General features: G+C 45.1%; 22 protein-coding genes. 9 read left to right on the top strand and 13 right to left on the bottom strand.

What is annotated here, in order from left to right:
• Positions 1 to 60 precede the first annotated feature (60 nt).
• The 6 genes from Q3W13_RS05110 to Q3W13_RS05085 form a co-directional block, all read right to left on the bottom strand.
• The gene (locus Q3W13_RS05110) at positions 61 to 360 is read right to left on the bottom strand and encodes a hypothetical protein (RefSeq protein ID WP_302861860.1); all 300 of its coding nucleotides are present in this window, start codon (positions 358 to 360) and stop codon (positions 61 to 63) included.
• A 127-nt stretch (positions 361 to 487) separates the two neighbouring features.
• Positions 488 to 1,204, bottom strand: coding sequence for a pirin family protein (locus Q3W13_RS05105; protein ID WP_302861859.1), 717 nt, complete (start codon positions 1,202 to 1,204; stop codon positions 488 to 490).
• A gap of 127 nt (positions 1,205 to 1,331) precedes the next feature.
• A complete protein-coding gene (locus Q3W13_RS05100) occupies positions 1,332 to 1,994 on the bottom strand; it encodes a Crp/Fnr family transcriptional regulator (RefSeq protein ID WP_302861858.1) in 663 nt (220 codons plus the stop codon).
• A gap of 187 nt (positions 1,995 to 2,181) precedes the next feature.
• Positions 2,182 to 2,958, bottom strand: a complete 777-nt coding sequence (locus Q3W13_RS05095; RefSeq protein ID WP_302861856.1) for a GLPGLI family protein — start codon at positions 2,956 to 2,958, stop codon at positions 2,182 to 2,184.
• 7 nt (positions 2,959 to 2,965) lie between these two features.
• The gene (locus Q3W13_RS05090) at positions 2,966 to 5,773 is read right to left on the bottom strand and encodes an outer membrane beta-barrel family protein (RefSeq protein WP_302861855.1); all 2,808 of its coding nucleotides are present in this window, start codon (positions 5,771 to 5,773) and stop codon (positions 2,966 to 2,968) included.
• A gap of 128 nt (positions 5,774 to 5,901) precedes the next feature.
• Complete coding sequence (locus Q3W13_RS05085; RefSeq protein WP_302861854.1) at positions 5,902 to 6,795, bottom strand: glycoside hydrolase family 25 protein; 894 nt, start codon at positions 6,793 to 6,795, stop codon at positions 5,902 to 5,904.
• 64 nt (positions 6,796 to 6,859) lie between these two features.
• Between Q3W13_RS05085 and Q3W13_RS05080 the strand changes: the two genes are divergently transcribed.
• Positions 6,860 to 7,231 carry a nuclear transport factor 2 family protein gene (locus Q3W13_RS05080; RefSeq protein WP_302861853.1) on the top strand — a complete coding sequence of 124 codons (372 nt, stop codon included), beginning with the start codon at positions 6,860 to 6,862 and terminating at the stop codon, positions 7,229 to 7,231.
• Between the two features lie 4 nt (positions 7,232 to 7,235).
• On the opposite strand, the gene glgP is transcribed toward Q3W13_RS05080, so the two are convergent.
• Positions 7,236 to 8,903: an alpha-glucan family phosphorylase gene (gene glgP, locus Q3W13_RS05075; RefSeq protein WP_302861852.1), complete on the bottom strand. Its 1,668-nt coding sequence runs from the start codon at positions 8,901 to 8,903 to the stop codon at positions 7,236 to 7,238.
• 192 nt (positions 8,904 to 9,095) lie between these two features.
• Between glgP and Q3W13_RS05070 the strand changes: the two genes are divergently transcribed.
• Together Q3W13_RS05070 and Q3W13_RS05065 are read left to right on the top strand one after the other, a co-directional pair.
• Positions 9,096 to 11,876: a cation-translocating P-type ATPase gene (locus Q3W13_RS05070; RefSeq protein WP_302861851.1), complete on the top strand. Its 2,781-nt coding sequence runs from the start codon at positions 9,096 to 9,098 to the stop codon at positions 11,874 to 11,876.
• A complete protein-coding gene (locus tag Q3W13_RS05065; protein WP_302861850.1) occupies positions 11,857 to 12,915 on the top strand; it encodes an AI-2E family transporter in 1,059 nt (352 codons plus the stop codon). Before Q3W13_RS05070 ends, Q3W13_RS05065 begins: the two co-directional genes overlap by 20 nt.
• Before the next feature lie 196 nt (positions 12,916 to 13,111).
• Here the strand turns inward: Q3W13_RS05065 and Q3W13_RS05060 are convergent, their stop codons facing one another.
• Entirely contained in the window at positions 13,112 to 13,963 is an 852-nt protein-coding gene (locus Q3W13_RS05060) for a LysR family transcriptional regulator (protein WP_302861849.1), read from the bottom strand.
• A gap of 92 nt (positions 13,964 to 14,055) precedes the next feature.
• Here Q3W13_RS05060 and Q3W13_RS05055 point away from each other — a divergent pair, with 92 nt between their 5' ends.
• From Q3W13_RS05055 to Q3W13_RS05030, 6 genes are all read left to right on the top strand, one after another.
• Positions 14,056 to 15,399 (top strand): proton-conducting transporter membrane subunit, encoded by a 1,344-nt coding sequence (locus Q3W13_RS05055; protein ID WP_302861848.1) that lies wholly within the window; start codon positions 14,056 to 14,058, stop codon positions 15,397 to 15,399.
• Between the two features lie 19 nt (positions 15,400 to 15,418).
• Positions 15,419 to 17,662 (top strand): DUF2309 domain-containing protein, encoded by a 2,244-nt coding sequence (locus Q3W13_RS05050; RefSeq protein WP_302861847.1) that lies wholly within the window; start codon positions 15,419 to 15,421, stop codon positions 17,660 to 17,662.
• 54 nt (positions 17,663 to 17,716) lie between these two features.
• Positions 17,717 to 18,571 carry a DUF6671 family protein gene (locus Q3W13_RS05045; protein WP_302861846.1) on the top strand — a complete coding sequence of 285 codons (855 nt, stop codon included), beginning with the start codon at positions 17,717 to 17,719 and terminating at the stop codon, positions 18,569 to 18,571.
• Positions 18,572 to 18,591: 20 nt separating this feature from the next.
• Positions 18,592 to 19,545: an L-threonylcarbamoyladenylate synthase gene (locus Q3W13_RS05040; RefSeq protein WP_302861845.1), complete on the top strand. Its 954-nt coding sequence runs from the start codon at positions 18,592 to 18,594 to the stop codon at positions 19,543 to 19,545.
• A 76-nt stretch (positions 19,546 to 19,621) separates the two neighbouring features.
• Entirely contained in the window at positions 19,622 to 19,906 is a 285-nt protein-coding gene (locus tag Q3W13_RS05035) for a hypothetical protein (RefSeq protein WP_302861843.1), read from the top strand.
• Between the two features lie 404 nt (positions 19,907 to 20,310).
• Positions 20,311 to 21,102: a HEPN domain-containing protein gene (locus tag Q3W13_RS05030; RefSeq protein WP_302861841.1), complete on the top strand. Its 792-nt coding sequence runs from the start codon at positions 20,311 to 20,313 to the stop codon at positions 21,100 to 21,102.
• Between the two features lie 70 nt (positions 21,103 to 21,172).
• On the opposite strand, the gene Q3W13_RS05025 is transcribed toward Q3W13_RS05030, so the two are convergent.
• The 5 genes from Q3W13_RS05025 to Q3W13_RS05005 form a co-directional block, all read right to left on the bottom strand.
• Positions 21,173 to 21,325: a hypothetical protein gene (locus tag Q3W13_RS05025; RefSeq protein WP_302861839.1), complete on the bottom strand. Its 153-nt coding sequence runs from the start codon at positions 21,323 to 21,325 to the stop codon at positions 21,173 to 21,175.
• Between the two features lie 214 nt (positions 21,326 to 21,539).
• Positions 21,540 to 23,519 carry a conjugal transfer protein MobC gene (gene mobC, locus Q3W13_RS05020; protein ID WP_302861837.1) on the bottom strand — a complete coding sequence of 660 codons (1,980 nt, stop codon included), beginning with the start codon at positions 23,517 to 23,519 and terminating at the stop codon, positions 21,540 to 21,542.
• A gap of 72 nt (positions 23,520 to 23,591) precedes the next feature.
• Positions 23,592 to 24,881 carry a relaxase/mobilization nuclease domain-containing protein gene (locus Q3W13_RS05015; protein WP_302861835.1) on the bottom strand — a complete coding sequence of 430 codons (1,290 nt, stop codon included), beginning with the start codon at positions 24,879 to 24,881 and terminating at the stop codon, positions 23,592 to 23,594.
• Positions 24,869 to 25,258 (bottom strand): plasmid mobilization relaxosome protein MobC, encoded by a 390-nt coding sequence (locus tag Q3W13_RS05010; protein WP_302861834.1) that lies wholly within the window; start codon positions 25,256 to 25,258, stop codon positions 24,869 to 24,871. Before Q3W13_RS05010 ends, Q3W13_RS05015 begins: the two co-directional genes overlap by 13 nt.
• Before the next feature lie 188 nt (positions 25,259 to 25,446).
• On the bottom strand, positions 25,447 to 26,382 hold the full coding sequence (locus tag Q3W13_RS05005) for a toprim domain-containing protein (protein WP_302861832.1): 936 nt from the start codon (positions 26,380 to 26,382) through the stop codon (positions 25,447 to 25,449).
• Between the last annotated feature and the right edge of the window lie 51 nt (positions 26,383 to 26,433).

Below are 26,433 nucleotides of genomic sequence, written 5' to 3'. Positions count from 1 at the left end.
AATAATATTAAACTTGACGCCTGTTTGATGTTCCGAAGCATATGTCGGCCACAGCACCTTTCACCGGGCCAACGCCTCGTAAATTTCGGCTGTAAGCAAACCACTACCGCCGCCGTAATGCTGTACAATGATAATGTCCGGATTAATTGCCCTGAATGCCGCACATAATCGTTCTTCGCTTTCTTCTTCAATACCGCCGCCCAACAACACCATGTTATAGCTTTGGATACTGAATGCAAGCACCGCCTCATCATCGGTACTAACCCCCTTGCATTCCCATTCGGGATTGGTATTTACAAGCCGTACCACCGTCTGAAGTATTTCAGGGTGCCTGCCAATGGCCAAAATTTGTGTCTTCATATTTTTAGCTGAAAGGCGAAAAGTAAAAAGCGGAAGCATTAAAGGAGGTGGATGTAAAAGTCAAATTATTCCGCACTCAACACCGCTTCGCACTCCTTTCGCCCTTCGCCTTTATCCTTTCACCAAATTAAAACTCCATCGGCACTTCCATCAGCAAAAACTCCGCATCGGTTTCGGCGGTGATAGTGAATTTATCAGTATCCCAGATACCATAACCATCGCGGGTGTTCAGCAGTTGGTTATTAACCGTTACATCCCCGGTAAGTACGAACACGTAAACGCCGTTGCCTTTACCTTTAACGGTATATTCTGTACTCAAGCCCTTGTCGAATTTGCCGAGATGAAACCATGCATTCTGGTGAATCCATACACCCTCATCGCCTGGATTTGGAGAAAGTATTTGCTGCAATTTGTTGTGCCTGTCTTCCAGGTTTAAGGTAATCTGGTCATAACGGGGTTCGACGTTCTTTTTATTGGGATAAACCCATATCTGCAGAAATTTTACAGTCTGCTCACGGTTTTTGTTGTATTCGCTGTGGAATATGCCTGTACCAGCACTCATAGCTTGTATATCGCCATTTTTTATTACGGCAACATTGTCCATGCTGTCTTTGTGCTCCAGGTCGCCTTCGAGCGGGATCGAGATAATTTCCATGTTATCGTGCGGGTGCTTACCAAAGCCCATGCCGGGGGCAACGGTGTCGTCGTTTAAAACGCGCAATGCGCCAAAGTGCATCCGCTCGGGGTTATAATAGCTTGCAAAGCTGAATGAGTGGTAGCTGTTAAGCCAGCCGTGGCTTGCATGCCCGCGGGTTTCGGCTTTATGTAATACGGTGTTCGCCATTTTAATTGTTCCTCTTTTTGATTGACAGAACAAATTTACGGCCTGGCTTTGATGGAAAACATGATGTAGATTAAGAAATGCAGCCGAATGACAACTGAGAATAAAATGTGAAAACCGGAATGCTTTATTACTTTTTTTTTCGAACCATTTCAGCACGCATCCTGCTAAAGAATTCTGGTGTAACACCAATGTAAGATGCGATCTGTTTTTGCGGAAGATGATCAATAAGCGTTGGGTAACGCTTGCAGAAAATGCTGTACCGCTCTTCTGCAGTCAGGCTCATATTATCAATAATGCGTTGCTGGTTGGCTACCAGCGAGTTTTCGGTGAGGATGCGAAAGAAACGCTCAAACTTGGGTATTTCGTGGTATAGCTTTTCCTGCCCCGCTTTTGACAGAATGAGAGCTTCAGTATCTTCCAGTGCTTCAATATTTAATATGCCGGGCTTTTGCGAAATCAGGCTGTACATATCGGCAATCCACCAGCCTGGGGGCGCAAAACTCAAAACATGTTCAATGCCATTTTTGTCGACAGTAAATCCGCGCAGGCAGCCGTTATTCACGAAAACAGAGTTGCGGCATATTTCGCCTTCATTCAGCACAAATTGTTTGCGTTTTATTTGAATGGGCTTGAGGCACGCAACAAACGTTACTTTCTCTTCTTCCGTAAGGTGAATATATTTAGCGATATTAGTCAGCAGCAGGTCGAACATAGACGAAGTTTGATATAACATGACGTAACCGTATACTAAAAATGCAAGCGCTTTTATTTCTAAGCGTTTCTTGTTCATTTTCCAGCATAGTTAGCGCTTTGCCCGCTCTAACTTACATATTTCTTTCCGCTTCGCTGTCCGCCAACACAATAACTTTGTCTGCATGAATTTGACAGCTAACGTCCCTCGCCAGCAAGGTTTCCGGTTCCGCAGGTGAAGATATGAAATTTGAAGCTACTTTTGCTTCAAACCAAAATTCAAACCGTCATATCAAAAATGCTTTCCAGTAGGTTTGGCCCCAGTTGCCCCAATCCTTCATGGCATTATCGAGCGTTTTGCGAAGGCCCTTATTGTCGGTAGGCTTACCTTTCTTGGGCGGCGTCAATGCTTTTTCGTCCACAACCTTTTCAGTCACTTTGGTGGCAAACCAGGTAATATTTTCGTGCGGAAGTGCTACTCCCAATATCATGCCAGGCAGGCCTGTGAACGACTCGGGCCCACCCGGCGTCGGGATTCTTTCAGTATAAAATGCAACCACGTAAATAGAATCGAGAATAAGGGCGTTGGCGCGTCGGCACATAAAACCGGCAATCTCGCGGGTCTCGTCGGTTATTTTCCAGTTGATTTTTCGGGTGCTATCTTTTACCAAAAAGGTTTCTTCAAAAACCGATTTCTGGCTGACAAACGTACCGGAATTACAGTCGGTAAAAATGGTGTTATTTTGGTTCACCATGGCATTGTTACTGAAAAACATCCGGCTTTCCTCTGCTTCCGCTGGAACAAACTCAGTTCTGCCGTCACTAAAACTAAGTGTGCTTTTCAGTTTTTTAAACTGCGGCTGGCTCTTACGGTATGAATCATAGGCCTGTTCAAGAAAACTGTCGTCTTTGTATTGCTCTACCTGTTTTTTCAGCAGGGCAAACATGTTTACCGATTTCTCGTACTCTATTACACCCGAATTAGTAAAATGGGCGTTTTGGGCAAAAGCAGGCGTTAAGCAAAGCAGTAACGAGCCCGATAGGATTATTGCTAAAATTTTCATCTTCATTTTATTTCTTTGCGCTCAGGGCGTTCATGCTGTTAAAATTCCAGGTAACGGTAAACATAAAATATCTTTTAATAGTGGTGTAGCTATCCTGCTGTATATAGTTACCCTGAACCGTACGACTGAACCCAACATTCTGATTCAGCAGGTCGTTAGCCGTTAAAGCTAGTTTAAGGTCGTCGTTCTTAAAAAAGGTTTTTACCAGACTAGCATTCAGCAGGGTCTTTTTTAAGTCCTGGTTAAAAGTTTGTGTTTTTGCTGTGTATTGATATTCAACGTCCGAGCCTATCTGGAATTTGCCCGGAAGGTAAAAGTTTACGTTACCGTCGGCCCTGAAGCCCCTGCCGTTGTTATTAACATTTGTAAGCAATGACGAATTACTGAATGTATAGCTCGGGCCGAAAGAAGCATAAAAGTCATACTTCTTCTCCTTGTACTTGGAGAAATTCAGCTGAGCGGAATAAGTGTTGTACTTAGTTTTGTTCAGCACATCGTTTGATATACTATACGAAGTACTTCCATTGCCTGATAAACGAATGCCGGCATTAAGATCAATTCCGCTTATTTTTTTATCATAATAACCGCTGAAATTAAAGTTGAAAGGTGTTTTGTTGGTCAGGTTTACATATTGGCTAACGGACTTATCAGTCTCCACATCGGTTTTAACATTGCTGATAATGGGATTACTGGTGAACGAATAGCTGCCATATATACCAATAGATTGCCCGCTGATTACTTTATAAGAATTGTAAGACAGGTTGAACCGATTTCCGAATGATGGTCGCAGGTCTGGATTACCCACCACAATATTGTTAGGATTGCTGTTATTAGCTACCGGCTGAATCTGGTTAATACTGGGTTGAGTGGTATTGCCGTTATAATAAGCATAAATTGACTCCTGTTTACCTATCCTATATTGGAAAAATGCCTGAGGTGCCCAGTTAATAAAGGTACGTTTAAACGGCACATTGGTGAACTGGTTAAGCTGATCGAAATTTACGCTGGATACGCGTGTCCCGAAATTGAGGGAAGTCTTTTTTGATTTTATGTTGAAATTGGCGCCCACCTGGTTTGAAATTTCATTTAGTCGATAGTCATTGCTCAGTGAATCAACCTGGACATTGTAATCGCCAGGTACAGACTGATCGAATGACCGCTGGTCTGATGTGCCATGGCTGGTTTTAAAGGCATAATTAACAATCAGCGAAAAGTCTTTGGCCAGCGGTTCGGTGTAGGTAGCATTGGTGGTTAGCACCGCACTGTTGGTTTTACTGCTTTTAAACTGATCGGTAACTGCTGTGCTATCGTTAACGCCGGCAACATTGAAAAAATTCTGGTTGTACTTCAAAAAGCCATGTGCATCCGCCTGGTTTACATTCTCGGTAAGACTCAGAGAGAATGTGCGGCCTTTTTTCTTAAACTTCTTAGTATAAAAGGCGCTCATGTCGAATATCTTGCCACTGGTATTGTTAATCACGTCCCGGGTGTTAGTACTGATCATGCTGCCGTCTGCACGTTGGCTTTGATAATCGTAGTTACTTAGGGTTTGGCCATGTTTTAGGGTCGCATCAAAAGTTACTTTAAGATTCTGGGTGGTATCAAACTTAATTGTGTACATACCGTCCAATTTCTGGCGGAAAATGTAATTATGATAATTCCTGTCTGAGTTACTGTTTATCGGGCCTTCGGGCGTGTTATTTTGACTCAGGGTGTTTTCTGTGCCGTCCACAGTTAATGATCCAATTTTATAGTTCAGGTTCAGTGCCTGGTTATCCTTGTTGAATTTGGTATCGTAATGTACTCCTGCGGTACGCGCAAGCGGAATGCCTTGTCCGTTATATTGCCCGCTAAATGAATCAAGGCCGTCGTCGCTGCCGCCGTTAAAGAAAAACATTACGCCACCATCGTCGCCAAACTCCACATTCCCTGTACCGTTGCCATATTTTTGAGAGTCTTCCCAGCCAAGGCCAACCTTGCCGTTATTGCCCATTATGCCATAGGCAGAAAATTTAGTTTTGCCCTTGAAGCGGTTAAACATCAGGGACGTGGCGTAATAGCCGTCGGTGCCGACGCCGCCCTCTGCCTTACCAAAATAACCATTCTTTTTGTCGGCCTTCAGCTGCACGTTAATGGTCTTGGTTTTTTCGCCATCATCAATACCGGTAAATGTAGCCTGGTCGCTCTTTTTGTCATAAAGCTGAACCTTATCCACCATATCGGCGCGGAGGTTTTTAGTTACCAGCGTAGGGTCATCGCCAAAAAATTCCTCCCCGTCAACCAGTACTTTCGGTACGGTTTGTCCCTGGGCGGTAATTTTACCGTCTTTATCTACCTGTATTCCAGGAAGTTGCTTTAGCAAATCCTCCACGGTTGCGTTAGGCTGTATCTTGAATGCGCGCGGGTCGAACTCCGTTGTGTCGCCCTTTATTTTAATAGCGGCGCGGGTGCCTTTAATTACAACATCCGCCAAAAGCTTGGCTTTTAGCAGCATGCTGATCTTGCCGAAATTGTGTTTAGTGTTAACTGAATCGAGCGTGAAAGTTTCCACATAGTCGGCAAACTCCGGGTAAGTAACCAGCAGGATGAATTTTCCTTTTTTTAGGTTATCTAACGAAAATGCCCCGGCAGAATTTACACGTGTAAAGCGCACAAGGGTGGAGTCCTTTGCGTTAAGCACGCTTACCGTTGAATTTACCAGTTTAGTGTTGGTGGTAGTGTCGATCACTGAGCCTTTAACAGTATAGGGGGTTTGTGCAGAGGCAGAAAAAGACAATAACAGACAGGCGGTTAATAGTACAATTGTGAATTTCATATATAAGGTTTTCCCGCACTAAAATATAACTATAATTTTAGTGTTCGAAAATATTAACATAAATTAACACTTATTATTGCGCAGGTAATGCAATTTAATTGCAATTGTCTTAAACCCAGCCGATTAAATTATTTAACCAGTAACCTCCTGAAAGCTAGACTATCGCCGTTAAAGGCATCGAAGTCTGTCGCGTGGTAGGTGCCGTTCACTTTAGCCTTATCGCTGTGCTGCCAGAATTTTAGTTTTGCCGTGGCGGCAATGTTCAGTTTGGGCTGATAATAATTGGCAATCCATAAATAATAATCCTCGAAATAGCCCTGCAGGTTATCCTGGTAAAATTTGAGGCCGGAGTAGATTATCGGCCTGATGCCGGTTTTTGTTTCAATATGTTTTAGGTAGGCCTTCAGTTCGGTACGCATTTTAGCGGGGGCCACGCCATCCAGTTCCTCCACATCAACTGCCATTGGTAAATCCCCTTTTTCAGTTTTTACGTTTTGCAGAAAGAACGTTGCCTGCCACTTCCCGTTAGCCTTGGGGCGAAAATAATGATAGGCGCCGCAAACAATCCCAGCCTTTGGCGCCTCCCGCCAGTTGCGCTGAAAGTAAGGATCCGTAACCAATAAACCTTCGGTTGCCTTTATAAAGGCAAAGCTGATTTGCACATCGCGCTCCCGCATATTCTTTACACGACGCCAGTCAATGCGGCCCTGGTAGTAAGAAACATCAATACCATGGATGCTGTAATTGTCCGGTATTTTTATATTAAAGCTTTTATAATTACGGTAATGCCGGTCTGTTCCTATATCGCACACCCAGCGCCACGTAGAACTGAAAAATTTCACTACATACCCGTAATAAAACGGCGAGAGCACAACGAGCAACAGAGCAGCAAGGGCAATTTTCCAGACGGATGAAAAAGAGTTTGCTTTTTTATTTTTCGATTGCCGCTTGCGCGCCTTCGAAGGACTCTTGGCACTGAAAGACTTTTTTGGCGGTAAGCCCTTTTTTCGGGGAGTTGTCACAAAGCAAAAATACAGAACCTTTTAATTTTTGAGCAGTTTATATTTTATACCAAAATATTACATCATGCAAATACCCGAAATAACCATCGAATCAGTAACAACAGTAACCGCCTTTTTGAAAGCTTTGAACAACGAAGATTTTAAAAATGCCAGGCGGTATTTGAGCGACGATGTCAGCTTTGCTGGCGTAATGGGTACCCGCGATGGCGGCGACACCTACATCGGCGATATGGAAAAAATGAAATTTAAATACGACATCAAAAAGATTTGGGTCGATGAGGATGACGTAGCGGTGTTTTATGATATCGATATGGGGAAAGCTACCATACTTTGCAGCGGATGGTATCATCTTAAAGACGGGAAGATAAATTCGATAAGGGTGGTTTTTGATCCCAGGGCATTGTTTGAAGAGAAAAGTAACTGGCTTGAAGCATGAAGAATTAAATTACCTTCATCCCGCCTTTTGCATACAATGCAGTGTAATATTCGTCTGCCATCCTGTTGCTGTCAAATTGCGGGATAACATCGGCCATGCTGTGTTTTATAATTGATAACCATTCCTGCGGGCGATCATAATACATGGGTATAACAGTTTGCGATAGTAAGTTGTATAAATTGTGAGCGTCCGTTTCGTCCTGCTGAAATTTGTGTTCGATAACTTCAGTGTCCGGAATAATGAAACTGTTAAAGCCGTCGCGTGCAAATTCCGGGAACCACCCATCCGGGATCGATACATTAACGCAACCATTCATAGCTGCCGACATTCCGCTTGTCCCTGACGCTTCGTGCGTCAGCCTGGGCGTGTTCAGCCAAACATCCGCTCCCTGTTTAAGCAAACGCGACAAGTTTAATTCATAGCCGGTAAGAATGGCACAATTACGAAAAGTTTTACATAGATTGACTATACTGTCAAAGCTTGCAATGGCTGTGTAATCAGTGGGATAGGGTTTTCCTGCCCATATAAGCTGTATAGGTCTTTTTTCATCTGTCAGCAAATGCTTTAAAAAAGCGGTATCATGAAGCAAAAGCTCGGCCCGTTTATACCCGGCGAAGCGTTTTGCAAATACAATGGTTAATATATCCGGATCCATCAACTTTCCGCACTGGTCGGCAACTTCTTCAAACAACATCCGCTTACAGGCTTTTTTAATCTGGATTAAAGCTCCATCATCACTTGCGTTAAGTGCACTATATAGCTGTGGGTTTGCCCAATAAACATAATTTTGTGCATTAGTGATCGCAATAATTTCACAAATGCCGTCAAAATCTTTCCACATTTCCTTTAGTGTGCCAAGGTGCATTTTAGAAACCGCATTGGCTTTGCCTGCAAATCGCAGAGCAGTAAGTGTGTGATCGAGCAGGTCGTTCCGGCTGCCTATCAATTCTTTAAATTTATCTAATGAAAGGTTACCGGCATAACCCATTCTGTACAAAAAATAGATATCTGATTTCAGATTACCGGCCGGCTCTGGTGTGTGGTTAGTATATACCAGCCTCCGTCTTACATCAGCTACCGATTGGTATTTGTTATACAAGTGAAAAACCAACGGCAATGCGTGAGACTCATTTAAGTGATAAATATCCGGCTGAAAGCCCAATTTATCTAATAGTTTCGCCCCCCCTTCGCCAAGCAATATCGCGGCAGCAGCCTGCGTCTCCGGATTGCAGTCATAAAGCTTATGCGATATGGTTTGAGAGAGATAATCATTTTCCGGCAGGTCGGTCGATAACAAAAACAGGGGCGCTGTTTTGAAGTTTTCCGGCGGTAAATAAAAGGCAGTTACCCAAACATCGTGTCCCGCTATTTGTATGGTGAACCTGATGTTTGTTTCTGCTAAAAAATGATATTTCTTTTCATAAAAACGAACGTCCATTGTTTGGTCGGGCTTGCGCTCCTGGTCGTAATAACCATATTTCCAGAGGATACCTATACCAATTATATGCTGCCGCATCTCGTAGGCGCTTCGCATAAATGATCCTGCCAGGTAACCAAGGCCTCCCGCGTATATTTTTAATGCCTGGTGGACGGCGTATTCCATGCAGAAATAAGCCACCTGGGTACTGTACTTATCATCTATGGGATAAGGCATTGTAAAAGGGAATTCCATAAAATCGGTTTTTTTGACAATTCATTGTAAAGTTCGGACTTGTGCGTCATATAAATTGTGATCCTCGTCAGGCGCCGCAATGACGATTGCCGTACAGGCAGCTGCGGCAGATTGTTTAAAATGAAGTAATACCCCTGTTTGTACCGGTAATGGTATTGAGAAAGACACCGGAACATAACAGCGTAAGTCATCTTGATCACCACCAGCGACCAATCATTGACAGCCCTCACAAAAAAGCATGACGGCGGTCAATTTATAACAGACCACCGGAAACTAATTTTGACAGACTCACCCCGGGGCATGCATATCAACTATTTAATACCGCAAGCACACACACTGGAGCCACGCGCACTGGCAGACATGCTGCACACGGACCTTAAAAACGGCCTTGCCGTTAAGGAAGCTGAAAAGCGCGCGTTGAAATTAGGCCCGAACGTTTACGAGCGCAAAAAGCCTCCAGGTATTTTGGCAGTATTGATGAAGCAATTTCAAAGCATAGTAGTTTACCTGCTGTTTGCGGGCGCTGTCATATCATTTTACTTTCATGACATACCGGAAGCCATCTCCATCCTTGTGGTAATAATGGTTAATGCCGGCATTGGCTTTTTAATGGAGTGGCGAGCCAGAACGGCAATGCAAGCGCTAAAAAAGCTGGACATGATTACTGCCAAAGTGTTAAGGGAAGGTTTTTTGCTGGAGATTGATGCTACAAAACTTGTACCGGGCGATCTGCTGTTACTCGAAGCCGGTGATGTTGTGCCAGCCGACGGGCGCCTGACGGGAGCGCAGCAACTCCGTTGTGATGAATCCATGCTGACAGGAGAATCCATACCTGTCGATAAGAGTATTGATACCGTTGAGAAAGATATCATGTTAGCCGACCGGCATAACATGGTATATAAAGGTACGTCGGTGACTCACGGCAATGGCAAGGCTATCATTACCGGTATTGCACGGCATACGGCGTTGGGAGAAATTGCTGCAATGGCGGATATGCCCGAAGATACCCTTACACCGCTAAGCCGGAAACTGGACGGCCTTACCCACCAACTGATTTTCGGCACGCTGGCGCTCACACTATTATTTACCATAACGAGCGCATTGCAAGCCAAAAGCTTGCTTCTTATTTTGGAAACCGCTATTGCGTTGCTCGTTGCTTCAATTCCGGAAGGCCTGCCGGTTGTCACCACTATCGCGCTTTCATCAGGCATGTTGGCTATGGCTCGCCGGAACGCAATAGTGAAAAATTTACCTGCGGTAGAAACCCTTGGCAGTACCGACGTAATACTAACGGATAAAACCGGCACTCTTACAGAAAATAAAATCGAAATTGAAAAACTTACATTTCCGCAGGAGAAATTTACCCTGTTAGACGATCAGAAGCTACCGGCTCTAAAGAAAAGCGCGCCGAACCTTGAAAAATTGATATTGACAGGGGTTTTGTGCAATAATGCGCCTGGTCGCTCGCCGGCTGCGGCCGACCCTGTAGAAGCTGCTTTGCTTACGCTTGGCAGCCGTGCAGGGCTGAATATCAGGCAAACACTTGAGCGGTATCCGCGCCTGACAGAGATTCCCTTCAGTTCGGAGGCCATGATGATGATCTCGTTGCACCAGTGCACCGAGGGCTATTTTACGGCGGCAAAAGGGGCCGCCGAAAGACTGCTGGAGATATGCGACCGGCTCCAATTGGGCCACGAAATTAGGAAATTAACCCCGGCAGACCGAACCCACATACTTCAGCAGGCTGAGGAGATGGCTGAGGAGGGATTGCGGGTTCTCGGCTTTGCCTGGAAATTGGAGGCAATAAAGGACCACGATCATTTCCACAAGCAATTGATTTTTACTGGCCTGGTTGGCCTGCTTGACCCGGCCCGCAGCGATGTAAGGGATGCCATTGGCCACTGCCACCAGGCCGGTATAAAAGTTGTAATGATTACGGGCGATCATCCGCGAACGGCGTTGAATATTGCCCGCAGGGTTGGCTTGGCCGACGACTCTGCCGAAGCAGTGAGCGGAAAGTTATTACCGGCTGCTAAGGCAATGACAAACGAATGGAAAAAAAGGGTACTGGCGGGCGTGGTTTTTGCACGCACCACACCTCAACAAAAGTTCGACATTGCTGCGGTTTACCAGCAGGCGGGGCATATAGTTGCTATGACAGGAGATGGTATCAATGATGCACCAGCACTAAGAAAGGCAGACATTGGCATCGCTATGGGGCTCCGTGGCACACAAGTAGCCCGGGAAACAGCGGACATCGTACTGAAAGATGATTCATTTAAATCTATCGTGGAGGCAATAGCGCGCGGCAGGGCGATATTCCGTAATATCCAAAAGTTCGTTGTTTACCTGGTATCCTGTAACCTTACCGAAGTGCTGACCATTACGGTTTTGGGAGTGTTTATTCCGGGAGCTTCCCTGTGGCCGATGCAAATCCTTTTTTTAAATGTCGTAACCGACGTTTTTCCGGCACTGGCGCTGGGATTAGGCGCCGGAGATTTAAGTCTGATGCGGCGGCCGCCACGAAACCCCGCAAAGATGATTCTGCACCGTGAAAAATGGATAGGAATTATAAGGGACGTAGTGGTAATGACTGCGGCAATAGTGGCCGCCACTGCTTTATGCAGGTCGCTCGGCTTTAGTGAACCTGTGCTTAATAGTGTTGCATTTTTTACTTTGACGATCGCCCAACTCGTCTACGTTTTTAATATGCGCGACCGAGATGCACATTGGATCGTTAATGAGATCACGTGCAATAAATTCGTCTGGTTTGCAATACTGATTTGCCTGGTTATCACTGGCGCCGCTTATATTACTCCAGGATTGCATCATGTTCTGCGCCTCGTGCAGTTGCCGAAAATATGCTGGCTGATCGCAGCGATTGGGGGCGCTATTCCATTGGTAGCTAGCCAGTTTATTCAATTAATTGCTGCTAAATTTAGTAAACATGTACATGCTACCGATTACCGTTAAAAGATCTGTTGAGCTGCTGGGCCTATGCCTGATCGTTATAATTATATCGCGGGGGGCGCTGGTGATTATGCCTATCCTCATGGCTTTCTTTTTCGCTCTGCTGCTTATGCCCGCTTTCAGATTCTTCAAAAAACACCATGTGCCCGAAGTATTGGCAATTTTTCTTCCTATCTTCTTCCTCACGCTTATTGCCATAGCTGTGATATGGTTATTTTCAGACCGTGTAGCTGTGCTGTTGAGCGACTTGTCGCAGATTGGACATAATATAGCTGTACATCTTGACCATTTAAGCATGTGGATCAGCAACGCATTTGGATTCAAACCCCGCGACCAGCTTAAGCTAATCAGCGAACAAAGCGGCAAGTTTTTCAGTAGTCTGCAAGTACTCATAAAAGGTGCGCTCGGCTCGTTAACAGATGCGGTCATCTTCTTTGGCTTACTGCCTGTTTACACTTATCTTGTCATGTTCTATAGAAATATATTTCTTAGGTTTATTTTAATGTGGTTTAAACCGGCCGAACAAAACAAGACCGGCCTCACCATCCGCCAAATTGAAAAGATGGTTAAAAATTATCTGGTGGGCCTGGCTATACAAATCGTTTATATTACAATATTGCTTGGAGGCGGATTAGCACTATTTGGCATCAAAAATGCACTGTTGATCGGTCTTCTTTTTGCTTTGCTGAATTTAATCCCGTACCTGGGCGCGCTTATCGGCAATTTACTTGGCGTTATTATCACCCTGGCAGCCTCTGAAAGCGCGGCTGACATTTTTATCGTGCTGGGTACAATTACTGTGGTTCAATTTCTTGATAACAACATTCTTATGCCACGTATTGTCGGCGGGCAGGTCAAAATAAACGCACTGGTTTCCATCGCAGGTATTGTTGCCGGAGGAGCTATTGCTGGTATTTCGGGGATGTTCCTGGCTATGCCAGTTTTGTCTATTTTGAAGGTAATTTTCGACCATTCTGAAAAATACCGGCAATGGGGCGTAATTCTCGGAGCGGAAAGACCGGCAGAAAGTCCGCTTAAATAAGCCCGGGAGCCGGATAAATTATTCAAATCAGTCCATGAAAAGGTAAAACAAACGGACCGAGGCTTTATGGTTATGATCTGGCTTAATTTCCGGCTATCCTTTAAAATCTGATTGTCATAATTAGCCTTTCAATGATATTATTTCCTGTTCAAAATTTCTAATGCATATTCAGCCTAGGGGCAAAAGCAAAAATCTGTCAGGGCTTCAATTTGTCCAATACAAACTTCTCAAAAGAGTTTACGGCCATATTCCGGTCATGGTGCTTAAGTAGCGATATGTGCGTATCGTCGAGGTTGGGAAGATGTTTATTTGTCCTGATGACCTGCAGATCATCAGGTACCATATTACGTGGAAGGACGGTGAGACCCATACCCGCCTTTACCGCGGCAATGGTTCCTGCATAACTATGGCTGGAAAAAACGATACGCCAGCGGCGATTCATCTTCTCAAGGGAATGAATTGCCCTTGCCCGGTAAACACAGGGTTGAGGAGATAATACCAGCGGTATTGGCTGCTCTTCGTCAAATTCACCCAGGTTTTTATTTCCGATCCATTCCAAGGTTTCAGACCATACGTCCATACCATTAGGAAAATCCTCGGGTCTGTTCATTTTTACCAGAACAAGATCAAATTCCTTTTTCTTAAAACGGGCAAAAAGATTAAGTGTGAGATCGCACTCAACATTGAGCATGATGCGCGGATGAAGTGAAGCAAATTCCGTTAATACATCAGATAGAAAAACACTGGCGAAATCCTCAGGCAAGCCAAACCTAACCTCGCCCTGTAATTCCGGGTGCTTAAAGCGATCCACCGCATCACGGTTCAGTTGGACAATCTTTTTCGCGTAGGTCAGTAATATTTCTCCGTCTGAAGTAAGTGAAAGATGCCTCGTTCTTAAGAACAAAGGTTTCCCAATCTGAGTTTCAAGCTTTGTTATTTGCTGGCTTACAGCCGATTGAGTCCGGTGCACCTTATGAGCGGCACGTGTAAAACTACCTGTTTCTGCAACGGCTATAAAACATTCAAGAGTTAACGCATCAAAAGACATTATTAGAAATTCTTATTTTATATATTAAAATTAGTCGTTTTTCTTATAAGCAAACATACTATAAGTTTGCCGCAAGAAAAAGATAAAAAGAAATGATTGAAAAAACCACAGATTTTACCAAAGCTTTTCACGCAGACAAACTTAGCCTAATCCTCATTGGGCTGGTCACGTTTGTCACCCTATCCGTTGGGTCATTCTCTGTTCGATACTTAAAAGGTGACAGAAGGCAAAAAGGGTTCTTTTTGAATTTGGCCGCCCTGGTAATAGCGGTGTTCCTGATGGTATGCGCAGACAATATTTTCTTGTTATTGGCTTCGTGGACAATAAGCAATATTTTATTAGCCAGGCTGATGCTGCACAAGGGCGAATGGAAAGCGGCAAAGCAATCTTCCATTCTGGCATTAAAAAATTTTGCTCTGGGATTTGCTTTCCTGGCCGCTGCGCTTATCATATTATATCGCATTACCGGAGAAACCTCTATACAAGCTATTCTTATAAAGCCCATTGGTTTTAAATGGAGCGTTGCGTGTGGAGTACTGATATTACTGGCAGCTATGTCGCAGTCGGCGATATGGCCTTTCCATCGCTGGCTCACCAGTTCCTTAAACTCGCCGACACCTGTGTCAGCGATTATGCATGCCGGACTTGTTAACGGGGGCGGTTTTTTATTTGTACGTTTTGCACCGATGCTGGCTAATGAGCCGCTTATTCTCAATGTGATATTTATTGCTGGAATAGCAACTGCACTACTGGGAACGCTGTGGAAGCTAATGCAAAGTGATGTAAAACGAATGCTAGCCTGTTCTACCATGGGACAAATGGGATTCATGATCGCTCAATGCGGACTCGGATTATTTCCTGCCGCAGTTGCGCATCTGTGCTGGCATGGATTGTTTAAAGCTTATTTGTTTTTGGCATCCGGATCAGCGGCCAAAGAGAAACGCTTAGATCTTGATTATCCGCCCTCATTTAAAGATTTTTCAATGGCTCTGGTTTGTGGTGTATTAGCCGCTTACATGTTTTCAGTTGCCAGCGGGAAACACTTACTTGTTGCAGACACAACGTTATTCCTGACATTTCTTTCGATGATCGCCGGGACGCAGTTTGTACTGCCTGTCATTCGTGGCCATGCGAAGGCAAAGCTTTTACTTGCAGTGGCTGCGAGCGTATTCGCAGGCGCCTTTTACGGTTTAAACGTACGCATAATCGAACTTATGCTGGAGCCCCTTAAAATTTTGGTACCGCAACCACTTAATATCCTGCACTTTATTGCAGCGGTGTTACTATTAATTTCCTGGCTATCTATGCTCTTCCTGCGCTTAAGGGGAAGACGTTCGTATCCCGGATGGCTACTTTTCCAGTATGTTCAAATGCTGAATGCCAGCCAACCACATCCCAAAACCATAACAGCGAACCGTAATGAATACCAGTTCTGAACAATTTAATACAAAAGCAATGCTAAAAGAAGAATTAATTGATGAACCGATGGAGATATCATTGGCGGATAATCCAGCACCAGTTAACCGGGCAATCGAAAAGAGTTGGTCAAGGATTGCTCCTTTCTGGCCGCTCAAAAATCTGATCGCTGTAAACCCGGTTTCAGGCTTTGAAGAGCTGACATTTAAAGAAGCGCTTACACAAGCAAACGTTTATTTTCAAAAGCGGGAAATGCCGCTTAAAATGCAGGAAGTAAACCGGCTAACCATCAAATGGCTGCAGGCGTTTTTTGATGAGGGACAGTCTACCATCGGCATGCCCCTTAGAGATTCAGGTTTACTAAACAGTGCTTTATCATTGTTCCGTTTCGATAAGCAGGTCCATAAAAATAATGAACATAAAATAAAATGGCTGGAACAATGCCCGGAAGAACCAGAAGCACTTATTGCTGAAGCGCTGTTGCTTCTTGAAATTGAAGAGCATCATCGGGAACTCTTTCTTACACTTATGCTCACGACGCTTCCGGGCTGGGCATCATACATTCAATATAGGGCAGGCTGGGCAAATGGACCTGACACTACGCAACAGCAACTTGTAATACAATCAGAATATCTGGCTTTCAGATTAGCGTTAACCTGGCTGATCTGGCCGGAGGCTAAAGAGTTAATCAACTGGCATAATAAGGCATTGATTGAGGCTGATCAGCACAATACATACAACACTATCGTCAGCGCCGAGAAAGCGTATCAACAGGCTCTGCTAAAACAAATTTGTGAAATCCGGCCGAATCAAAAAAAGAAAAAAGCCGATGCACAGCTTGTCTTTTGCATCGACGTCCGCTCGGAACCTTTCAGGCGGGCAATAGAGGCCCAGGGTAATTATGAAACTCTTGGTTTCGCCGGTTTTTTTGGTTTACCGGTTTCAATCAGTAACCCGGTAACCGGGGACTCTTATTCATCCTGTCCAGTTCTGTTAAAGCCTGCATATAACATAACTGGAATTCCAAATTGCGATGACCAGTTGTGTAGGCAAGGCAACAGCCGGCTGCAAGGAGTGAAAAAGCTTTATCAATCTCTTAAGTACACCTTTACTACGCCATTCAGCCTGGTGGAGACCATTGGCGCGGCGAGTGGATTATGGATGGCACTACGAAGCATGGCGCCCGCTGCATCGGATTTAATACAGTCTAAACTGAAAAAAGCGGTTGCACCTGATTATTCCATCATACCGAACATTGACGCTATACCAACCAGGCAGCAGGTAGCCTTTAGTGCTGGGGTATTGAAAATGATGGGTCTTACAGAAAATTTCGCGCCACTCGTTGTTTTTTGCGGCCACGGCAGTTCAACGGAAAACAACGCATTTGCGACTGCGCTTGACTGCGGGGCTTGCGGAGGACGCCATGGCGGGCTTAATGCACGAGCCCTCGCAACGATACTGAATACTAAAGAGGTGCGAATCGAACTCCGGGAACAGGGCATTGAAATTTCAAACGATACGCTCTTTGTTGCGGCCGAACATAATACTACAACAGATGAAGTTGAGATTTATGCGGAACAACTTCCAGCCTGCTTCGGTGAAAGTTTAAATAATCTTAAAGAGGCGCTCAGGCTTGCTAAAAATGAAAATATCTTGCGTAGAAGTTCTCAAATGGGTAGCTATACTAATGCCAAGCGGGCACAAAAAGCCGTCACTGTACGTGCGAAAGACTGGGCAGAAGTCCGTCCGGAGTGGGGACTTGCCGGGAATGCCAGTTTCATTGTCGGGCCAAGATGGCTTACCGAAAATATCAACCTCAAGGGCAGGTCATTCCTGCACTCGTACGAGTGGGAAAAAGATCCCGATGGAACATCCCTGACTTCCATCCTGACAGCACCTGTGGTGGTAGGTCAATGGATCAATGCCCAGTATTTATTTTCCACGCTGGATAATGTGGCCTTTGGTGCAGGAAGCAAGGTGACTAAAAATATTACAGGCAAAATAGGGATTATGCAGGGGAATGCCAGCGACCTGATGACTGGCTTGCCATTACAATCCGTCTTTAGGTCTGATGATGTGCCTTACCATACACCAATGAGGCTATCTGTAATTGTTTATTCACCCAGGGTAAGAATTGAAAGAATAGTTGCACAACATGAAAGCCTGCAAAAACTTTTTGCTAACGCCTGGCTACACATGATTTGTTATGACCCGAACGACCAGCAAAACTACCGCCTCAATTCTGATTTAAATTGGGTTAAAATCAATCAAACAGCTTTATAATCAACCAAATCAAAACCACAGGTATTTTAATCCAGCAGGCATATAAACAACGATATGAAATTTTCGGATAGTATTTTTTTTCGGCGTAATTTCCTGATCGCTACCAGTCATAAAAAAGAGGAAGCGATCGCACCCGTGCTTAGAGAAAAGTTTCAGGCGAATGTAATTGTGCCTGAAGGTTTCAATTCTGATATGTTCGGCACATTCACCGGTGAAATAGAAAGGGTAGGCAGCCCCCTTGACGCCGCAAGAAAAAAATCAAAAGCGGCCGCGTCGGCATTTAACGCAAGCCTGGTCATCGCAAGCGAGGGCTCTTTCGGACCTCATCCTTCCCTATATTTTGTTCCTGCGGACGATGAAATATTATTATTAACTGACTATGAAAATGATTTGGAGTTAGCGGTAAGAGAAGTTTCTACAAATACGAATTTTTCGGCAAAACAAGTAGCGTCGCTTGATGAGGTGAAGACTTTTGCAGAGGCGGCAGGATTTCCGGGTCATAAAGTTATTTTAAAAAAGAGCAATAATGATTATTCACATCTCGTCAAGAATATTAAAAACTGGGACGAGTTGCAGTTGATCTCAAAATTGTTTCTCGCTGATTATGGAAGTCTTTTCATAGAAACTGATATGCGTGCAATGAATAATCCGACCAGGATGTCGGTGATTGCGCAAACTGCTGAAAAGCTCGCAGTCCTTATGAATTCAAAGTGCCCGCATTGTAAAACCCCTGGTTTCGATGTTGGCAATATTGTGCCGGGCTTACCATGCATCTCATGTAAACTTCCTACAGAAAGCACACTGAAATATGTTTATATCTGCAAAAAATGCAACTATCACCAGGACAGTTATTACCCGAATAAGAAGTCTTTTGAAGACCCTCAATTCTGTGAATGGTGTAACCCATAATTAACAAGATAATGTCTCACATGATAACAGAAATTGGAAACGATATACATATCGCGGCAGAACTACTGCGCGCGAACAAATTGGTAGCGATACCCACAGAAACGGTTTATGGACTGGCTGGAAATGTATTTTCAGAAGCAGCCGTTAAACAAATATTCGGGGTTAAACAGCGGCCGGCCAATAACCCGCTGATCGTACACGTCCATAATGCAGATATTTTAAATGAGATTGTTAGATCGGTACCTGCGGAAGCTAAAATACTGCTTAATGCTTTTACGCCGGGGCCGCTAACTTTACTGCTGCCTAAAAAGAATATCGTTCCTGATATGGTAACGGCCGGTCTTCCCGATGTGGCGGTACGACTGCCCGACCATAATCTTACTCTGGCTTTAATGGCCGAAGCCGGCCTTCCGTTGGCCGCACCAAGCGCAAATCCTTATACCTATATAAGCCCCACAAGCGCCATGCACGTTTTACAAATGCTCAACGGTAAGATACCCTATATATTGGATGGCGGGTCATGCAAATTTGGACTTGAATCAACCATTATAGGCTTCCCCAAAGGTGTGCCGACCTTATACCGGAAAGGCGCAATCCCAATCGAAGAAATAGAAGATAAAATAGGAAAGATCAAGCTTGCCACATCAGAAAAAGTACTTGCCCCGGGCATGCACGCTAAACACTATAGCCCGAAAACTAAGCTCATTGTAAGTGATGACCTGGAGCAGGATATTCAAAAATACAGCCATCAGAAAATTGGTGTCATTACTTATAATGTTTATTCAAATCTTTTAGCAAACGAACATCAACTATTGTTATGCAGACACGATGACTTCAAAACGGCTGGCGCCAATCTGTATGGAGCTATGCATGCCATGGACAGCAGGGATTACGACATAATAATTGTGCGGAAATTTCCTGACACAGGTATTGGCATATCAATTAATGATCGGTTGAGCCGCGCAAAAGCCTAAAGACGAAAAATTATTTTGCGATCAAAGAATGTTGTACTGAGTATAGTTTAATCCCAATAAATTAAAAACAAAGACAATGCTTAAAAATGAATTTACGCTAATAGACGGCACATTTACTGGGTCGGAAACAAATGAGCTCTTATCAACTCTTTTTATGGATAAATTGCGGTTCCATAATATCAAAAACTTGAGTCACCTGGAGCGATTCGGCAAACCTGATGTACAGGCGGAAAAACGTATTCAAGGGTTAGAGGAAACGCTGGAACAGGTGTTAAAATTCCTCAGGAATTACGATCAGGAGAAAGAATTTGAAATACTTGCGGACATAAAGATCAAGCCCCTGAACAATCCTGAACTGTAATTTAAAACTGATGTAAGTACCGGACGCTCCCCGATTTTGGATAACTTGATAATCCGGTTGCCGGGTCCGGTGGCGGGACCGGCTTAATCGTCTGTGATTTCGTGCTTAAAAACCTCGTTTAACAAAACAGGCAGTTGCTAAATCGCAACTGCCTGGTACTTTGGTAGTAGGAACACGCGCCAGGTCGAACCTGCACGCTGATGTGCAAGCAATTATAGACGCGAAAAATTTCCTTGAAGAAAAAATGCTAATTTAATTCAAATTAAAGGATGATAAGTTAGGTATTAACAGGGAGAACCATCAGATAGTGGCTGACTATATAGATAACCTTCGGATAATCGGACTACGCTATATTCAATAAGCTATACGATAGTCATTCGAAAAATTTAAGCTTATATTGGCTGATGCTTAAATACAACCTGAAATATTCTCTTGCCGACGCCGCCCGGCTTTTCAAAGTCGACAAAGACATTGTTAAAAAATGGTGTTATTATTTTTCAGAATATTTAAGCAAAAATGCAAATCCCACAAAAGGCACGCCGCGAGAATTTAATTTAGAGGACATCCGCATATTTGGGTATATCCTGCAATATTGGGAAGATGAACCGGATTTTGAAAATATCAAATACGGCTTAAATTCAAATAGCCACCATGATGATTTCTTAATTGATGAATTCATTTTGTTAAACACCCCGTTTGTGATAGAACCGCCGGAAGACATTGATGAAAGTTGGAAGCACGGGATCTTGTTTGTAGGTTTATCCGAGTTTGCTGATACTTTCTTTCTGGCCAAATCCTATAAGCTTGCCGGCGACCGCCTAATCGAGGCATCACTTGAAAATGAGGAGCGCCTGAATCTATACCCAGCTGCCATATTCAATTACCGGCACGCGGTGGAATTGTATATAAAAGCCGTCCTAGGCAGCCATCTACAAACGCACAATCTATTAACGCTTCTTGAAAAGCTCAAAGATTACCTTAAAAAGGAATTCAATGCCAGTCTACCGGAATGGCTTGGCAATATTGTTATAACCTTTCATGATTTTGATCCTTATGGTACAACGTTAAGATATGGGGGTAACCCCACTATGGAAGAGGTATTCATTAATTTCAACCATCTGAAATCGTTGATGGAGCGACTTGCGCAAGCGTTTCAAAATATAAGATTTCATCAAGGATTACCTGATGGAATCTGATCCGATTAAGCTAACAACATGCCATAACGCCATACTTGGTTCAGATGATTTCTATATGGGAATAAGTTGATTAGGATAGTAAGTTTTTTTTCGTCACCAGATCCGCTTCGGCCTTGCCGAGTACGCGGACTATTGTCGATTTGAATGTTAGGTCATCATCTTCCATTTCCTGGATTTCGATATGGCCATCGGCGTATTCCAGGTAAGATTGCCCTTCCGGCAAGTCTTCAGAAAAAATGAGAAAGGGTAAATTTCTTTCAAATTTTTACCTGCGCAGGCGGTGATAAGACTCCCTTATTTTTCGTTCCTGTAACTCTAATTCAAATGCTGTCATATCGTTGGGTATGTGTTCCCGCGCTTAATAATTGTACTTAAATATACGACAATTATTGCGCATAGCGAATCACTTTGCTCGGATTTAATGGTTATAATAAGATTTAGTTTTTCTTAATGATCAGATGCGACAACGCCGGGTCGCTCAGTAACCGCTCCATTTCGAGTTGTATCAGCTCCTGGATATCCTGTTTGATCTGTAAATAATTCCGCTGTACAATGGCGCTGTGAATCCTCCTCACCACCGGCAATTCCACATAGCCCGCAATTTCATTTTTCAGTCCCTCATGGTCATTGATGATCTCGCAATGAAATGCCTTCAGTTCAATCTTCTCATCCGGGTTATCCGCTACCATGCCGACAAACTCCCCGGAACTCAACGCCGAGATCCGCGAGGCCGGTACCGCCGCCTCTAATTGTTTGGACCGGCTGATCGAGGTATCGCTCCGGTTAATAGATAAACTTTCCCGCTCCTGCATGATCCGCCCGATCTTTTCCGACACGTATTTAGCGGTGTCCCCCGATACCTGGCCGACCGCCATATTGCCCGTGATATTCATGATCACATCCGCCTGTTCCTTGCCATAATCCTTGCGCAGCTGGCTTGCGTCCTGGATACCCAAACAAGTGGAAATTAAATTCGATCTGCCAGTTGAAATTGTCGGAATGATGTCCGTCGTTAGCGTTGGGAATTCGTCAAAGACCAGGCTGCATTTCAGCCTATTCTTCTGGTTGATGATCTTTAGCAGCCGGTTGGTGAACAGGGATAGTACAGCCCCGTAGATCTGGATCTTCTGCGGATTATTGCCCATACAGACGATCTTCGGCTCCTTTGGGTTGTTGATGTCCAGCATAAACTCGTTACCTGACAACACATAATACAATTGCGGCGAGGCAATCCGTGCCATCGTGATCTTTGCTGAAGCGATCTGTCCCTCCAATTGCTCCACCGCATCGCGCATAAAGGCGCTCACAAAAGGGTTGATCAGCACATCGATCTCCTGCTGCGTGCGCAGGATCGTAAACAGCTTATCGTAGTCCACCTGCATCAGCTCGATCACATGCGGCAGCGTACAGAATTCCCCGTCGTTATAGCGCCGCAAATACCAGATGATTGCCGTCAGGAAATTGATCGGCGATTCCACAAAGAAATCCCCCTGCCGTTTGATCCACTCCCTATTCAAACCCAATAAGATCGTTCGCGCCGATTCCACCGCATCCGTCAGGTCGAGCATCGCCGAAGGCTCCAGCGGGTTGCAGCGGTTACTCCGCGCCAGGTCATCAAAATTGATTGAAAAGAACTTCGGCACAATTTTGTAATTCCCCTTATACTTTAGCCAGGTATTGTAGGCAATGACCGCCAGGTCCGGCATTTTGAAGTCATAAACGAACATCGCAAAACCCTTGCGGATATGCTGCGTGATCACATGCCGGATAATAAAATAACTCTTGCCCGAACCCGGCGATCCCAATACAAGGAGCGCCCGGAACATATTGATATAATTGATATAAGAATTGCGAACCTTACCCTTGAGCACATAACGCGCCGGCAGGTTCACCGAATACTCATTTTCGATCAGCCGTTCCTCCTGCGGAAAAGTCTCCTGGTCGCGGTTGAAAATATCATTGGACAACCTATCCCGGATGATCCTGGACAGCATCGTGCCGCCCGACATGAACAATAAAAAACCCAAACCCGTCACCCCCATATACAGCGACGCCAACACTGTTACATTTTCCCTCACCAGTAAAATGAAGTAACTGGCGAGGAAAAAAAACAGACCCACAAAAAGGTATAACAGCGCCGTCTTGTAGTTTTGCTTTTCATCCTTCTTCCCCTTGACCCCGATCAGCGCAATCACCAGGAACCCCAGCGCGATCAGTTTGGCTTTATAAAAATTACTGAACAAACCCGTCCGGCAAATATTCCCCAGTAAACGGGTCGACAACGCCGCTGTCAAATGCCATTCCACGAACGCCCCGTAACATTCCTTATAAAAATGTAACCCCAACACCACGATACTGATCAGCCTGGTCATGTCCAGGATCTTGCGCATCGCCTGATCGTTTTCCCCCGTCTGCATAAGCCCCTCCTAAATCCTCCCCGGTCGGGAGGACTTTTTTATCAACAACACAAATAATCAATTACACGACATTCAATCTATCCGCACCCGTTGCTTTTTCTTCTTCTTTTTCCGCTTCAGCTGCCAGTCCATTACCTCCGGCTGATAACCCGGTTCCAGCAAAGTTTCCAGTACCCCCGGCCCCGTTATATTTTTCCCCTCACCCGCAAAATTTTGATTGGAGTTTACGCTACGCCAACCGTCTTCTCCCACCCTGCGCCGTCCAACCTTTTCCGCCTCGCCCGGTTTGTTTTTTTCCTCGCTTGCCCCGCCTTGTCCGCAGCGTTCCAGGATGGCTTTGGCACTGTAAGCCTTGCCCAAGTCACTGCCATTGAACACCATCTTTTTCACATGATCTATATAAGTGATCCCATAGATCACCCCGTCCGCGTTCTGCCGCAGCACCACATCGATACCCTCCTTTTTCAAAGCATTTTTAAAACCCTCCATGTCCATGCCGCCACGCAGCAGAGCCAAATCAATCGCATTCCGCAACCGCCCCTTATGCGCAACCCGCGCCGTCTCATTCGGCCCGAACTTTTCCCTGATATTTTTCAAAGTCGGCTTGCTAAAAAAATCACTCGCCCGGATCGGCACACCCACCTTGTTACCCTGCTCGTCCAGCACCCGGTAAACCAAGCCTTCATGCTCCCGAATCCGCGAACCTTCGCTGCCCGCGTCAGCCGTAACATTATACAGTTGCAGCACCGCGTTCAACTCATTTAGTGACGTGAACTTGTAATTCTTCAGCACCGAATTCAGCAGCCCGCCGATTGCCCGTTTCGTTTCTACCCGCCCATACAAAGCCCGCTCCACATTCACCGGTTTCAGCGTGAACATTTCCCGCTGCTGGCTATCCTCCGCCCGCACCAAACCATACGCGATTTCAATTTCCCTTCGCGCTGCCGACGATTGGTTCTTCCCCAGGTTATTCAAATTGATCGCCTTGCCATCTGGCTTGATATTCGTGGTCACCAGGTGGATATGCGGATGCCCCGCATCCAAATGCTGGTACAATAAATAAGGCTGGCCAGCAAACCCGATCTTCTCCAGATAGACCGCTGCGATCTCCCGCAATAACTCATCAGAAAGTTTTTCCGAAGGATCAAAATTCAAGGAAATATGCACACTGTTTACCCGCGTCCGCTGGTTCAAAGACGTCAATTTTTCCAGCCGCGCCAGCTTCTGGTGAAAGGTCATTTGAGCCCCATCCATCGGGTAATAGCCTGCCTCCAACAGCCGCGCATCTCCCGTCTTTAGCTTTTGCTCATTGTAGTTTAAACAGTTCCTCAAACTGCTTGAAGCATGGATCACTGCAACCATTGTTCACTGATCGAATCGACCCTTGATTGGATCTCCGAAACCTTGGCAAAAAACACGTTTTTATCCCGCTCAAAAACCTGCAGCCAGGCCTGCATCTGCGGCAGGTAATCCAGCGTGTGCAACCGGTGAACCGCCTGGTTAAAATTCACCCCAATGGCATTCAGTTCTTTCCGCAATAACACCAATTCTGCAATCAATTCATCCAGCGATTGGTTCCGCGTATAGACCGTCACCGACTTGCCAAACAGCACCCGCCGCACATATTCACTCAACTTACCCACCGTACTTTTCTTCCAGGCTTTTTCCAAAGCCCCATATTCATCCCCCGTCAACCGCAGGCCAATGATCCGTACCCGACCAGTTTTCTTTTCCTCCATCACACCTCCCTAACACGCTCAAAACAAATTAAAATCACCAACAATATGGTCTTTCCCAACCGCCCCCGACTTCGGAGGGGGCGGCCAGATTCCAGTTGTTGTTAAACAACTGTACATCTGGCCGATTGCCAAACAGGCAATCTAAACCCCGGCTGAGGAGGGAAAAAACAACAAGGCAACCTATTACCTCAACTTCCCACTGGCAACCGCAAACCAGGCTTCAGCCTCGGCTGTTGAACCTCACCCTTCTGCATCAGCCATTCATTCAAATCCTTGTGCCGGCTATACCAACCGCTCTCATCCCGGTACTTCAGGCCCATCGACAGCGCATATTGCGTATAAGCCTTACCGGTCACATCCAAGTCCAGCCAAAGCCCGACCCGCTCATGCCGTTCCAAAAAAGGCAGCGCGCGGTCAAACAGCCCCGCACCGTTCAACACCACGAAATCACAGGTACCAGGCTCCATATACGGGTGCAAAGTTTGATAAGACAGGAAGTCCATAAAGCCCTCGAAAACATTCACCGAATCAGCGCCAAAATAAAACGTCGTAATGTCTTTGGGCGAACTGCTTTGCTTATAGTTTTTGTTACGGATCTCATAACCACCCGCATCGTTTTTAAAGCCGATCCCGTAATACGAATTGCCGTTAATTTGGTAGGTCACTTCCGAACAAAAAACCTCCGCCACAGCCACCGGGATCGACCGCTCATGCAGATAATTTTTAAGCGGGTATGCATATAGCGGCCGCACATCTGTAACCACCAATTTACTTTCCTCGCTGACACGTCCTTCATGCAGTCCGGCATCAAAAACCGGTAAAGTTACAACTGAAAAATCCGCATTGAATTTGACCAATAGTTCCGGGATCGAACAGCCATAAAAACGCAAGCAAAAGTCCACCATGTTCCCGCCCGCCATCAGCCCGAAATCATACCAGGAATTCGACACTGTATCCACGTGAAAACTTGCCGTACTTTCATTCCGCAAAGGCGATAAGTACCAATAATCCGTCCCCTTCTTCTTGATCGCCTCAGGTTTAAAACCCAGTTTGGCCAGGTAGCCCACCATATCCGTTTCCCTGATCCCGGCCAGGGAAAACAAATCATTTCCAAATCGCTCCATCACCATCCAATTCACATTCAGAACCCGAAAGTAGAAAGCCTAAACCACATT

Source organism: Mucilaginibacter sp. L3T2-6 (assembly GCF_030519355.1).
Taxonomy (GTDB): Bacteria; Bacteroidota; Bacteroidia; order Sphingobacteriales; family Sphingobacteriaceae; genus Mucilaginibacter.
Note: the sequence above shows the minus strand (reverse complement) of the source record. Positions and strands in the feature narration are given on the sequence as shown.